The organism is Rhodococcus jostii RHA1 (assembly GCF_000014565.1).
Classification (GTDB): Bacteria; Actinomycetota; Actinomycetes; order Mycobacteriales; family Mycobacteriaceae; genus Rhodococcus_F; species Rhodococcus_F jostii_A.
In genome coordinates, this window is sequence record NC_008271.1 from 29090 (window position 1) to 42229 (window position 13140).

Sequence of the window (13140 nt, forward strand, 5' to 3'; positions counted from 1 at the left end):
ACATTGACTGAACGGGCGGTCAAGCCTATCGTTCGAGGCACCCGACTTCGATATCCCATGCCATTGGAGTGTTCCGCGGTGACTCTCTCGCATTTGACCTTGCCCCGGACAGCCGAGTCCGGAGCACCCACGTTCACCGACCCATGCGATGCCCGCGATCCGGCGTCGTGGTCGCGAACAGAGTTAGGCGATGCAGCCGTGATCGAGGCGTTTCACGACGTCGCTGGCACCGTGACCAGTCAACCGGGGATCGAGCCGGTGTTGCGGGTCGCTGCCGGCAACGCATGCGACCTGTTGGCCGTGGACCGCTGCTCGATCTTCCTACGCGGATCCAATTCGGGCATCTTTCATGGCGTCGCCGCCCGGTCACCGGGTGACAGCGACATAGTCCGCCACCTGCGGTGTGGCGTTACCAGGGATCGGATGTCACAGGAAATCGTGGCAACCCGGCAACCTGTGCTGGTACGCGACGCCGTGGCCGACGGCCGTCCGGTCCGCTCGACCATGGTCAACCTCCAGGTAAGGGAAGTTCTCGGCGTCCCCCTCGTCTTTCGCCAGCAAGTCTATGGGCTGATGTTCCTCGACCTCGTCGGGCACCATCGCGGATTTTCCGCGATCGAGACTCGTCTTGTGACCTTCTACGCCGACCTCATCGCCGGCCTGCTCCCCGTTCTGCACCAAGTCGACGATCTCCACTCCGCCGTGCGTGATCTGCAGATGCGTTCCCACGAATCGGCACGAACACGTCGATTCGCCGACGAGATCGCGTGTGCGTCGAGTGCTGGCACAACCCCGCAACAGATCGCGGCCTCTGCCAGTACGGCGACGGGACGTGGCAGCTGGTTCACCGATGGCGCACATCGTCCCATCGCTCACGGCGGTGAGGGAGGTAACGCCGCCCGGATCGGACGGCTGCTGAACCGTCCGGCCACGATCGAGGCGCTGCGCGCCTTACCCGACTCGGGTGTCCTCGACCTCAGCACCGAACCGGACGGCCTGCTCGTGGCCCCCATCACCGTCGATGGCCATCGGCGGGGCAACATGTCTCTCATTTGCGACGGCCGCCCCATGACCGAACACGACAAGACAGTGTTGCGCACCGCGGCCCATGCCATCTCCGTCGAACTGCGTGTGGAAGCACAATCTGCGATGACGACCTCCGAGGGCCGCCAGCAGATTGCGCGGGCCATGATCGAGGGCAACCTCGACGCCGTAACTCATCGCCGTGCCGCGCTGCACTCGATCCCGATGGACTGTCAGCGGGTGGTGTGCCTGGTGGCGCAGAGGCGGGCGTCGTCGATTCGGTTGGACGCACGCGACCTCGCTCAAGCCTTCGACAGTGTCACCGCTGGTCCTCCAGCGCTGGCCACTCCCACCGCCGAGGGCGCGATCGCGGTGCTTGTCGATCTCGGCGAAGATTCTCCTTCCGAACTCGCGCAGCGCGCATCCACGCTCACCGCGGCCGCGCTCAAATTGGCCGACGCCGAGGACACCCTGATCGCGGCGATATCGAGCCCCATCACGGCCGTCGACCAGGCCCCTCGGGCGTTCGACGAAAGTCAGCGGGTACTGCACTGTCTACGTCAGCTCTGTCCCGAGTCAACCACGATCCTCTCCGCGGACGACCTCGGTTTCGCCGGTGTCCTGTTGTCCGCGATCGACCGGACAGGCGCCGACCAGCACGTACACAAAACCCTCGGTCGGCTGCTGTCCGACCACGCTCGGGACCATGAGATGCTCCACACCGCCGACGTCTTCTTCGATCACGCGCGCAACATCCGTGACACCGCCCGGGCGTTGTCCGTGCACGAGAACACCGTGCGCTATCGCCTCTCCCGAATACATCAGCTGACTGGCCTCGACCTCACCGGCAACAGCGATCATCAAGTCAGTTGCCAGTTGGCGCTACTCATCCTCCGCCTTCGCGGGCAACTATCAACGACAAATCCACTCCCCCACTACCCCTGAAGGGGGCTCCTTCACCGTGCCATCCCCATCGAGCGTCGTCCCCGAACTCCAGGACGACATCACCACGATCGTGCTGAGCGGCCAAGCCGGTCGGCTGCCGCTCTCCCCCGCAGGACTCCCTGACCTGACAGCCGCACTGACAGCGGCAGAACAGAACCCGCACATCAGATGCGTGGTGTTCACCGGCACCGAGAACACCTTCGCCACCGGCGCCGACCTCAACGAGATTGCCCGCAACGACGCCGATGCCAACGCCCGATACAACCGAGCGCTGATCGAAGCGATCAATCGAATCGACCTCCTTCCCGTCCCGACGATTGCAGCGATCAACGGCCACGCGCTAGGAGGCGGGCTCGAACTCGCACTGGCCTGCGATCTACGCATCGCCGCCGACACCGCGATGCTCGGCCTACCCGAAACACGGCTCGGACTCATCCCCGGGGCAGGGGGAACCCAACGACTCCCCCGGCTGATCGGGGAAGCGCGCGCGATGGACCTACTTCTGACCGGACGTACCGTCAACGCATCCGAGGCGCTACACCTCGGACTTGTCAATGAAGTTGCCCCCCACGATCGCCTGGCGTCGCGAACTCAACGCCTGGCCGCAACAATTGCCCGAAACGCGCCCTTGGCGCTCCGGGTCGCCAAGGCGGAGGTCAGGGCCGGGCGCACTCTCCACCTGTTCGATGCGATCGACGCCACCCACGATGCCTTGGCACCACTTCTGACCTCCGAGGATCTCCGAGAGGGGCTGGCGGCGTTCCGCGCACGACGGCAAGCGCGCTTCATCGGTCGATAACGGGTACCAGGACCCTTGTCGCCGAAGCGCCCCGCCGGCGTCGGGACCGTTACCGGGGGTCGGCGCCCGTGCGGCCGCCGCGGTGTTCGGCGCACCGACCTGCGGCAACGCGAATGTGCCGTGGCCACCCGACTATGACCCTACGTACCGTAACCCGGTGAGCGCCGCCGCCGGCAAGGAGCGAGTCCGACGTCACCAATCGCCTTGGAGATGTCGCCAGGCTGCGATAACTGCGGGCTTTGGTCTCGAGCGAAGAAGCTTGGACGATCGGCCCATGGACCGATTAACTGATCTTCGCCGAGCATTGATCTGCTGCGCCGCGGCCATCGATCAACCGCCTTCCGTATCCGCTCGCGCCCATCCCTCGTTGGGCGGACGGTGATGAATGTGGGCGCGTCCAGTGAACTGTCAGGATGTCGCGGCGCATCGCTGTACGAGCGCGGCACCGATTCCGCTCGCGCCCCCAAGTGACCACGACGACTTTTCCGGAGTCGACCATCCGAATGGTCGGCCGATCGAACTTAGAAGGACGTGAACTGTGACAAACGAACAACAATCGGCAACTACAGAGCAGCCGCTGCGCGGCAAGGTCGCAATCGTGACCGGGGCGAGCAGGGGAATCGGTGCGGACACAGCGCATCTCCTCGCAGCCCGGGGAGCATCGGTCGTATGCGCTGCGCGCACCCTCACCGAAGGTGACAACCCGCTTGCAGGATCTCTGGAGCAGACGGTGGCCGCCATTCAGGAGCAGGGAGGTACGGCCCATCCGGTTGTGGTCAACCTCGCCAAGGATGAGGATTGCCGGTCGCTGATCGAGGCGACCCGATCGGTGTATGGCCCCGTCGACATCTTGGTGAACAACGCGGCGGTGGGGTTCTTCGATCTGGTGGAGTCGATGCCATCCAAGCAGTGGTTGTTGTCGTGGCGTGTGATGTGCCATGCGACATTTCTGCTGAGTCAGTTGGCGCTGCAGGACATGCTGCCGCGTGGCAGTGGCCGCATCGTCAACGTCACCTCCGAGTCGGCAATTGGTCCAGGCCGTGGCCCGTATGCCGACGGTGACCGGATCGGGGACACCCTTTACGGTGCGAACAAAGTTTCGGTCGAGCGATTCACTCAGGGGTTGGCGGAAGAAGTGTACGGCCGAGGCGTGGGGGTCGCCGCGCTCGCTCCGTCTCAACTGGTGCCCACTCCGGGAGCCGTGTTCAACGACCTCGTACGCGGGGCCAAGGACCCGCGTGCCGAGTCGACCGAATTCATGACGCGCGCGATCGAGATCCTGCTCACCGCACCGCTGGAGGAGATCAGTGGCCGTGTAGTGTACAGCCAGCAGCTGCTCGTCGAGTACGGAGTCCTGGGCGAAGGACGTGGGTACGGACTGGACGCGCAGCTCCCGATCAGCGGTTTCGCGGCTCGATGAGGCCGGCCAATTGGAGAACTCGCCAGGGTCGACCCTGGCGGCGCACTCCCCTTTTCGTTCAACTTCTGACTCGATAAGGTCTGCGTCACACCGCACTTAGGTGTGGAAATGACCGCCTGGCCCGTAATCAATGCAAGAAGACGCCGAATACTACTCGACTTTCGCGGTTATGCGACGGCGGGGCAAGCCAGTTCGTAGTCGCGTATTATGTTGGGGTCGAGCCGATCTGGCGTAGTCACGGAACATCGGGCGGCGATGAGGGTGCAGCGGGCCTTGGCGAGCATGTCCCCGAAGACGGTGTCGGTCTTTCCGGGATACCAGGGCTCGGCAGCGTGACGAACGGTCAGGTCGTCGCGATGGTAGCCGTGAGTGGCGCACCAGACGATGACCAGGGTCTGGACGAGGAACCCGAACGGCACCGTGCGTTCGACCGCGCGTTGAACCCGGTTGCGGGCGCCGGTTCGATGCTCCACCGCTGGGCGTAGCGTTCCACGATGCGCCCGGTACCGGTACCGGTACCGGTGGTGAATCGTCCCTAGTTTGATGCAGTTTGATGCAGCATCAAACTGGGGACGATTCACAGCGAGCACAGCTCCTCACGGCGCAGCGCGGCATCGTAGGCCAGCACCACATCACCCGGTTGCGGACCGGTTCCCCGGCGGCGACGGTCAGGATGTCAGCCCACTGCCGCTCGGTGGGGACCAGGGCAGCTTTTCAACCGGGGCACCAACCCCGCTGATGCCCGCCACCGCGTCGTCCGGGTGTGAAGCGGCCCCGGCCAACGGGATTGGACTCGGGCAACCCTTCCTTCATGAGGTGGTCGTAGAACAGCCGCACCGGCACCATCCTCTGCGTAACCGTGGCGTTGGCCAGACCGGAGCCGGAATCGAGCGACACCACGTTCGCGCCTCGGCGGCTGGGCCGTTCGGTCAACTCCCGCACATAGACGCCGACATGCGCCCGGCTCGGCGTTACCGGGTCGACACCCTCCCGTTCGCACATCTCCAGGTACTCGGCAAGCCCCCGGGCGTAGGCGTCGATCGTCCGAGGCGCCCTACCGAGATCGGTCCACACAGGCAGCCACCCGGCCGCCTGCACATGCCGGCCCAGCACCGGCCACTTCTCCTCCAACACCAGCGTGCCGCTCAAGCCATGTCCTCAGTTCCGTGATCAACACCGAGGAGACATGATCTTCCCCCGGCCAGATTCCACGTAGCTTTTGAAACTTAGAATGCGCAAACGCCAGATGTACGGACGCGCCAACCTCGACCTTCACCGCAAGCGCGTGATCCACACCGTATAACCACGCCCCACAACAGAATCACGGAAAGTGCGCCAGATCCGCTTTTCATGTCCGGCCGACATACGATCCCGCCCGAAGGAGGCGGAACTGCGGCCGAAGATGTATCCCGAAGAGTTCCGACGTAAGGTCCTCGACCTGGTGGCGGCAGGAAGGCCGGCCGCTCAGGTGGCAGCCGACCTCGACATCGGTGACCAGACGATCTACGCATGGCGCAAACAGGAGCTGATTGACACCGGACAGGCGCAGGGCATCACCCGAGGCGAACAGACCGAGCTGGCAGCGGCACGCCAACGGATCCGCGAAGTCGAAACTCAGGTCGCGATCCTCGCCCGGGCCCGTGATCTGCTGCAAGAGCCCCACTCCCGAAATGGCGGTTCGCTGCCATCGGGCGCCATGGCCGCGGAAGGACTACCCGTGCCGCCGGCCTGCCGCCTGCTCTCCAGTGCCCGAAGCCGGATGCTACGCAGGGCGCACCCGGCCGCCCTCCCCAGCACGCTGTTCGGCATGCCTGGCTAGCCGAACAGATCCGCGGTGTCCATACCGCCTCACGAGGAACGGGTCCCGGCGTGTGCATGCCAAACTGACCCTCGGCCTCTCCCGTCGCTGACGTCATCGCGGTCGGTCACAGTCAAGTCGAGCTGCTGATCGGGTTCTGGGGAAGAGCCACACACGCCACAAACCTTGGAATCAAATCAACCAGGCGCACAAGGGAAACGCAGACTATGGAGTTCGTTGTTGCTGATCAGGAGTCGTTGGGTGTGGCGACCTACGCCCATCCTTGCAGCGCGCTCCAGATCGTCGATGGTATCGACGTCGAGACGAAGAGAAGGAAGGCCGAGTGGGATCTGTTTGTAGCCCATCCGGGTGTGCCGCTGCGCCGAGTTTCGACCGAACGCCGAGAGTATCGCTGCCTGTTGGGTGGTCAGGCATGTCGTGCCGGTGCCCGCCGAGTCGGCGACAAAGGCACGTGGGAATCGACTGGCCGCGCTCAAAAAGTTGTCGATGTCTCCTGTGCGGAGCGCCGGGAGGTCTGGCATGACCACCGAATAGTGGCCGTCGTGGCCATGTTCGCGCAACCACCGATGACCGATCTCTACTGCGTCGTCGATTCCGCTCCCCTGGTCCTTGATGACCGGCGTCCCGATTGTTTCGGATAGGGCGGCGTTTCGACTGACGACGATCACGGAGGAAATGTGGTTGCTTAGGGTAAGGGCGGCCAAGGTGTCCTGGAGAAAGGCCAACGCGAGGTCACGCCGGCACGAGACCGCGAGACGTGACTTGGCGACGTCGAGACTCCTGAACGGCACGATGACAGCCCACTCACCATAGTCACTCACGCGGTGTGTCCCGTCGTGCGTGTGTCGTAGTCCGCTCGCGTGCCGGGCGGCCGATTCCCTCGGCGATGGCCCGCAGTTCGGCGACGGTCTTCTCGGAGCCGTGCTCCGAACCCGCCATCCGGGAGATGGTCTCCTCCATCAACGTTCCGCCGAGGTCGTTGGCGCCGCCCTGCAACATCACCTGAGTGCCCGTGACCCCCAGCTTGACCCAGCTGGTCTGGATGTTCGGGATCCGCCCGTGCAGCATGATCCGGGCCAGGGCGTGGACGGCCCGGTTGTCACGGTTGGTCGGGCCCGGACGCGACGCGCCCGCCAGATACAGCGGCGCGCTCTGATGCACGAAGGGCAGCGGAACGAACTCGGTGAATCCGCCTGTCCGGTCCTGGATTCCGGACAGCACCCGCAGATGCCCCACCCAGTGAGTCGGGTTGTCGACGTGCCCGTACATCATCGTCGAACTCGACCGCAGACCCAGCTCGTGCGCCGTGGTCACCACCTCGATCCAGGTGGCGGTGGGCAGCTTGCCCTTGGTGAGCACCCAGCGCACCTCGTCGTCGAGGATTTCCGCGGCCGTGCCGGGAATGGTGTCCAGACCGGCCTCGCGCAGTTCCGTCAGCCAGTCCCGGATGCTCTGCCCGCCGCGGGAGGCGCCGTTGACGATCTCCATCGGGGAGAACGCGTGCACGTGCATCGACGGCACCCGCGCCTTCACCGCGCGCACCAGATCGGCGTACCCGGTGACCGGGAGTTCCGGGTCGATGCCGCCCTGCATGCAGACCTCGGTCGCGCCCGCGACGTGGGCCTCCCAGGCGCGGTCCGCGACCTCGTCGGTGGACAGGGTGAACGCGTCCGCGTCACCCTTGCGCTGCGCGAACGCGCAGAAGCGGCAGCCGGTGTAGCAGATGTTGGTGAAGTTGATGTTCCGGTTCACCACATAGGTCACCTCGTCGCCGACGGCGTCCTTGCGGAGGGCATCCGCCAGCGCCACCATCGCCTCGAGCCCCGGACCCTCGGCCGTCGCCAACGCCAGGTATTCGTCGTCGGTGCAGCCCGCCGGATCGCGCTCGGCGCTGCGCAGCGCCGCGAGGACGTCGGTGTCCACCCGGACCGGGCCGCTCAACTCCAGCACCTGCTCGCGGACGGTCTCCCAGTCCCCGAACGCGCTGCCGAGGTCGCTGCGCGTCTCGGTGTTGCGGCCGTCGGTGTCGATCTCGGTGTTCAGATCCACCCGGCCCGTCGACTCCCAGGACTCGTCCGGCTCCTGCCACGGCAACCCGACCGGCTTCGTGTCGAGCTTGGCCAGCCCGGTGTGCGGGTCCGCGAGGGCCTGCACGTGCCCGGTGATCCGCGGATCGATCCACGGCGAGCCGGCCAGCACGAACTGCGGCTGCGCCGCCGTGCGCTCGGTGAGCTCGAACCCGGCCTCGGCGGTGATCGCGGCCAGGGTGTCCAGGTTCGGCCACGGCCGCTCCGGGTTCACGTGGTCCGGGGTCAGCGGCGACACGCCGCCCCAGTCGTCGACACCCGCACCCAGCAACGCCAGGCATTCGGTGTTCGACACCAGGTTGGGCGGTGACTGGATGCGCATCCCCGGGCCGAGCAGCAGCCGGGACACGGCGATGGTCGCGGCGAACTCCTCGAGACCCGCGTCCGGGGCGTCGCGCATCGCGGTGTCGGGCTTGGCGAGGAAGTTCTGCACGATCACTTCCTGAACGTGCCCGAACGCCTTGTGCGACTTGCGGATCGCCATGATCGATTCCGCCCGTTCCCGCACGGTCTCGCCGATGCCCACCAGGATGCCCGTCGTGAACGGCACACTCAACCGCCCGGCGTCGGTGAGCGTACGCAACCGCACCGCCGGATCCTTGTCGGGGCTGCCGTAGTGGCATTCGCCCTTGTCGGTGAACAACCGGGTCGACGTCGTCTCGAGCATCATGCCCATCGACGGGGCCACCGGCTTGAGGCGGGAGATCTCCTCCCAGCTCATCACACCCGGGTTCAGGTGCGGCAGCAGCCCGGTCTCCTCGAGCACCCGGATCGACATCGCCCGCAGGTAGTCCAGCGTCGAATCGTAGCCGCGCTCGTCCAGCCACTGCTTGGCCTCCGGCCACCGATCCTCGGGACGGTCACCGAGGGTGAAGAGGGCTTCCTTGCAGCCCAATTCGGCGCCCTGCCGGGCGATCTCCAGCACCTCGTCCGGTTCCAGATACGCGCCGCGCCCCTCGGCCCGCAACTTGCCGGGCACGGTCACGAACGTGCAGTAGTGGCACTTGTCCCGGCACAACCGCGTCAGCGGAATGAACACCTTGCGCGAGTACGTGACGGCCCTGGGTCTGCCCGCCGCCAGCAACCCGGCATCCCGAACCTTCGCCGCCGACGAACACAGGTCGGCCAGGTCGTCGCCGCGGGCCTGCAGCAGGGTCGTCGCCTCGCCCACGTTCAGAGTGGCGCCGTCGCGGGCACGACGCAGCACCCGCCGCATCGTAAACGAATGCGGGGCTTCAGCGGTATCAGCTCTCGGCACGGTTGCGGTTGGCAAGGGATCGATGTCGAGATGTCTCCCAGGCGTCATCCGATCGTCTTTCTGCTGGCGGTTACTGATCGAAGTGCACGGCGGATTGCTAGCAGCTGATCCAGCGCTTCCGTTCTCACATGATGATTCGAGGTTCTATCCGCGATCATCGGAATCGTGCGGTAACCGTTGGCATGGACCTGGCTAATGCCACACTGCCCCAACACCGTGGTACCGGGCAGAAACTTGCCGTTGCGGCCGGTCGCCGGAGGAGAGGAGCGATTGTCAGGGTCTCGGCACGTCGTTCGATAGCGGTGCTCACCTGCTGTGTCTTCGGATGACACGCCGATGAAGCTGAAAATTCAGGGCGGGCACGGACGCCCAGCAATGATTCAAGTTCCTACACCAGCACCACAACCAGGAACAAGCCGATCCCGGCGTGTCATCTTCGCCCATGCCCACCGCTGGTGTCGACATCCGGCCACGGACTCGGCGGGACTTCCATCACGCCGCGGTGCCCGAGGTGTCCGCCGCAGTGCATGATCCACGCTAACCGTGGTGTGTGCGGAACACGATCGGGGCGGTGCTGGCGATCGCGGTGGCCGCGACGGTGGCCAGCGTTCACCGCGATCGGCGAATGGACTGCCATGTACTCGATATCGAGCGAGAACGGCTCGGTACCGCGGTGTCGTGCCGACCGAGTCGACGATCTGTTTCCGCACGCAGTCCAGGTGCTGCAGCCGGCCTGCACCATCCGCCGGGCCGCAACGGCAAGAGTCACACCGAGGTCGTCTACGCGGTCACGTCCCTGTCCGCGGTCGATGCGCATCTCGGACGGGTCGCGACATGGCTACGCGGACAGGGACGATAGAAAATCGCCTCTGTTGGATTCGGGATGTCATTTTCGATGAGGACCGCGCAGGTCCGCACCCTCTGCGGGCCGCAGGTGATGCCACCGTCAGGAACCTGGCGCCAAGCCTCCTGCGCCTGGCCGGACACGATAACATCGCCGCCGCGATCAGACACCACAGTCCCAACCCTCAACATCCTATCGACATACTCACAAGCAGTTGAAATGCGACATTGCCGGGCCCTGGCGTTTGTGGTTCAGAGGTGCACGAAGCCTGCGTCAACGGGAATGGATGTCCCAGTGATGTACCGTGACTCGTCAGAGGCCAAGAACAGCACCAGGTTCGAAATATCCTGTACTGGAATGCTGTCAATAGGCAAAGCGTTCATGGAAGAAAGGGTCTCCTTGACGTCATCCCAACCGGGATGATCGAGATCGGGACGGAATAACCGGAACAGGTGCTCATTTTCGACCATGGGGGTCCTTACGCCACCCGGATGAATCGAATTGACGCGAATACTAAAGGGAGCCAATTCGCCTGCCATATCGCGCGCGAGTCCAGTTACGCCGTGCTTCGAAGATGCGTAGTGTGCGATACCGCCCCGCCCTTTCAGGCCAAACACGGAGCTGGTCGCAATGAACGACCCGCCACCGGCGGCAATTAGGTGCTCGACCGTGGCCTGTGCAGTATTGAAAACCCCGGTTAGATTCACCGAAATCATGTCATTCCATGAATCAACCGTCAGATCCCGAACCCCGCCCGCGCTCCAAATTCCAGCGTTTGCACAGACAATATCGAGTCGGCCGAGATCTTGAACGCACCGTGCCACAGTAGACCGTAGGCTGTCCGAGTCGCGGACGTCACACACAGCGGTGATCACCCTCCGCCCGTACTCTTCGACAAGCCTGCCGGTTTCGTGCAGGTCATTATGATCGGACATGTCATACGGCACAGTCGAGATCTGATCACAAAGGTCGACCGCGATAATATTTGCGCCCTCCTCCGCCATTCGAAGGGCATGACTCCGCCCTTGCCCGCGAGCAGCGCCTGTTACGAGAGCGACTTTACCTTCCAACCTGAGCATATGGAGTAAATCTCCTTCCATTGATGTGATGTAGATCGCGCCACAAATGCTAGGTCATGTGCCAGTTCGTGAAAGTACCAATGTGAGACAGCCGGCGCTTTGACTTCAGTCCAGATCCGCCAGGCGATTTCACCGTTCGAGTCTGTCGTACGGCGCGAACATTACTGCTGGGATGGATAATTGGAGTTGCCACCCGCCAGGCTGCGCCGAGCAGGGGGCAATCTCGCAGATGAAAGCATCTCACCATCACGCTTGGTGTCGTTGGCTCCAACTTCGTGGCAGCGGTGGGGTTGGTTCCCAGTGGTGCGGCTGGCCGAGACAGGTGGCCTGCACGAGCCGCTCGAGGAGCATCTGAGCGTTGGTTCGCCGAACCCGGTCCCTCAGTCCGGCAGCATCGTCGCAGCATGCTCGTCGCCGCGTACAGCGATCTGAATCAACGACGGTGGATCTGGGCGCCGAAAGCAAGTGGGCAAGACTGAAGCATTCCGGGACGGTTCCGAACGACGCTCGGAACCCGGCAATCCTTGGGGGAAGAGTGCCTCAGAAGAGGACATTCGAAAGGTGTTCTCTTGTGCAAATATTCCATATGAGGCGCTGCAAAGCAGCGCCGATCCAGCAAGTAAGACTCCAGCAAGTAGGACTCCAGCAAGGGAGCTGAACATGGCACTAAAGTTCGGAGCGTTCATGGCTCCGTTCCACTGCCCGGTGGGCCAAGACCCCACCTACGCAATCGAGCGCGACCTATCCGTGCTCCGGCACCTCGATATGCTCGGGTTCGAAGAGGCGTGGATCGGTGAGCACCACTCCTGCGGGACGGAGCTCGTCCCCGACCCGTTCATCTTCATCGCCTACGCCGCGCAGGAAACTCGACACATCAAGCTCGGGACCGGTGTGGTCTCACTGCCCTACCACAACCCGCTCTGGATTGCTGACCGCGCGCTGTTCACCGATCGCCTGCTGCGTGGTCGGTTTATGCTTGGTCTCGGCCCGGGTTCGCTTCCGACAGACGCGGCAATGATCGGCATCTCGATGGCAGAGCAGCGCGGCGCATTCGAGGAGGACGTCGACGTCCTGATGGCGATTCTGCGCGGGGAATCGGTCACACATGAGACCCCGCGCTACCGACTGCACGACGCGCGGACCCAGTTCGCTCCCTACAGCGACTTCGAGATCACCGTGGCTGCGGTCGCGACCCCGACCGGCCCGCGTGTGGCAGCGAAGAACGGGCTCAATCTGATGTCTGTCGGTGCTACCGCGCAGGGCGGGTTCGACGCGCTGGCACTGCACTGGGACGTCATGGAAGAGCGGGCCCCCCAATTCGGGCACACGCCAGACCGTGCCGGTTGGCGCCTGGTCGGCCCGATGCACCTCGCCGAGACAAAGGAGCAGGCAATCGAGGACGTCCGGCACGGCCTCGACGCATGGTGCCACTACTCCCAGCACATCCTCGCCGCACCACATTTTCGGGCGGTGGGCGAGACTTTCGAGGAACGCGTCGACTGGATCAACGAGACCGGACTAGGCGTGATCGGCACACCGGACGACGCCGTGCGGCAGATCGAGCGCTTGGAGGAACAGTCCAAGGGCTTCGGTTCCTACCTGCTGCTGCATCACGAATGGGCTCGGCACGACGCGGTGTTGAAGAGCTATGAGCTGTTCGCGAACCACGTCAAGCCCCGCTTCCAAGGCAGTACAAGCCGACTGCAGAAGGCCGAGGACTACGCGGTATCTCGCTGGGCCGAACTCGACAAACGTCAGGGCGACGCGATCCAGGCGGCGACGGACCGGCACGTCAAGGAGCGTGCCGCGGCTGGGAGGGCCTGATCTCTCGCCCGTCGAGGAATGACGTCCGCCGATGGTTGATGG

Annotated in this window: 11 protein-coding genes; 6 read left to right on the top strand and 5 right to left on the bottom strand. The window is 64.3% G+C overall.

The features are described 5' to 3' along the window. Positions 1-57: 57 nt before the first annotated feature. The 3 genes from RHA1_RS42995 (at position 58) to RHA1_RS43005 (ending at position 4187) form a co-directional block, all read left to right on the top strand. Positions 58-1968 (top strand): GAF domain-containing protein, encoded by a 1911-nt coding sequence (locus RHA1_RS42995; protein WP_148228581.1) that lies wholly within the window; start codon positions 58-60, stop codon positions 1966-1968. A gap of 16 nt (positions 1969-1984) precedes the next feature. After that, positions 1985-2767 carry an enoyl-CoA hydratase/isomerase family protein gene (locus RHA1_RS43000; RefSeq protein ID WP_011600310.1) on the top strand — a complete coding sequence of 261 codons (783 nt, stop codon included), beginning with the start codon at positions 1985-1987 and terminating at the stop codon, positions 2765-2767. 598 nt (positions 2768-3365) lie between these two features. Beyond that, complete coding sequence (locus RHA1_RS43005; protein ID WP_237727140.1) at positions 3366-4187, top strand: SDR family NAD(P)-dependent oxidoreductase; 822 nt, start codon at positions 3366-3368, stop codon at positions 4185-4187. A 167-nt stretch (positions 4188-4354) separates the two neighbouring features. On the opposite strand, the gene RHA1_RS43010 is transcribed toward RHA1_RS43005, so the two are convergent. Together RHA1_RS43010 and RHA1_RS43015 are read right to left on the bottom strand one after the other, a co-directional pair. Next, the gene (locus RHA1_RS43010; RefSeq protein WP_041813712.1) at positions 4355-4660 is read right to left on the bottom strand and encodes a hypothetical protein; all 306 of its coding nucleotides are present in this window, start codon (positions 4658-4660) and stop codon (positions 4355-4357) included. Between the two features lie 241 nt (positions 4661-4901). Further along, entirely contained in the window at positions 4902-5336 is a 435-nt protein-coding gene (locus tag RHA1_RS43015; RefSeq protein WP_237727124.1) for a site-specific integrase, read from the bottom strand. A gap of 181 nt (positions 5337-5517) precedes the next feature. Between RHA1_RS43015 and RHA1_RS45410 the strand changes: the two genes are divergently transcribed. Then, positions 5518-6006 carry a transposase gene (locus RHA1_RS45410; protein WP_011600314.1) on the top strand — a complete coding sequence of 163 codons (489 nt, stop codon included), beginning with the start codon at positions 5518-5520 and terminating at the stop codon, positions 6004-6006. 176 nt (positions 6007-6182) lie between these two features. Here RHA1_RS45410 and cofC read toward each other — a convergent pair whose 3' ends face one another. Next, positions 6183-6827, bottom strand: coding sequence for a 2-phospho-L-lactate guanylyltransferase (gene cofC, locus RHA1_RS43025; RefSeq protein WP_011600315.1), 645 nt, complete (start codon positions 6825-6827; stop codon positions 6183-6185). Beyond that, positions 6820-9399, bottom strand: coding sequence for a bifunctional FO biosynthesis protein CofGH (locus RHA1_RS43030; protein ID WP_011600316.1), 2580 nt, complete (start codon positions 9397-9399; stop codon positions 6820-6822). The genes cofC and RHA1_RS43030 overlap by 8 nt, the downstream gene beginning before the upstream one ends. A 502-nt stretch (positions 9400-9901) precedes the next feature. On the opposite strand from RHA1_RS43030, the gene RHA1_RS50135 reads away from it, so the two are divergent. After that, positions 9902-10210, top strand: a complete 309-nt coding sequence (locus RHA1_RS50135) for a hypothetical protein (protein WP_041813713.1) — start codon at positions 9902-9904, stop codon at positions 10208-10210. 236 nt (positions 10211-10446) lie between these two features. On the opposite strand, the gene RHA1_RS43040 is transcribed toward RHA1_RS50135, so the two are convergent. Further along, positions 10447-11274: a mycofactocin-coupled SDR family oxidoreductase gene (locus RHA1_RS43040; RefSeq protein ID WP_011600319.1), complete on the bottom strand. Its 828-nt coding sequence runs from the start codon at positions 11272-11274 to the stop codon at positions 10447-10449. A 660-nt stretch (positions 11275-11934) separates the two neighbouring features. Here RHA1_RS43040 and RHA1_RS43045 point away from each other — a divergent pair. Then, entirely contained in the window at positions 11935-13098 is a 1164-nt protein-coding gene (locus RHA1_RS43045) for an LLM class flavin-dependent oxidoreductase (protein ID WP_050787696.1), read from the top strand. The last annotated feature ends 42 nt before the right edge of the window (positions 13099-13140 follow it).